The 284-nt window shown below is 38.0% G+C and carries 1 protein-coding gene; it reads left to right on the forward strand.

Annotated elements, in window-relative coordinates:
• Positions 1-284, forward strand: a 284-nt coding sequence (locus tag HMPREF3002_RS00090) for a MucBP domain-containing protein (protein ID WP_176745545.1), incomplete at both ends; no start/stop codon positions are given.

Below are 284 nucleotides of genomic sequence, written 5' to 3' on the forward strand. Positions count from 1 at the left end.
CAACCTAAGGGTAGCGTATACGTACACTACAAAGATACTGAAGGTAACACAATTAAACAATCAGTAACAGATGAGTTAGACCAACCAGTAGGTAAAGACTACAATACTGTTGAAGATAACCGTCCACAGTACATTAAATTCGAAGGTAAAACTTACGAAATCGTACCAGTCGGAAACTACACAGTTGGTAAAGTAGATACTCAAGGTCACCTTGAATCAACAGACCCAACAACTGGTAAAGTGGTTGAAGGACGTAAAGATGTTACATACATCTACAAACTTGT

It is taken from the genome of Streptococcus sp. HMSC065E03 (assembly GCF_001815045.1).
Taxonomy (GTDB): Bacteria; Bacillota; Bacilli; order Lactobacillales; family Streptococcaceae; genus Streptococcus; species Streptococcus parasanguinis_AD.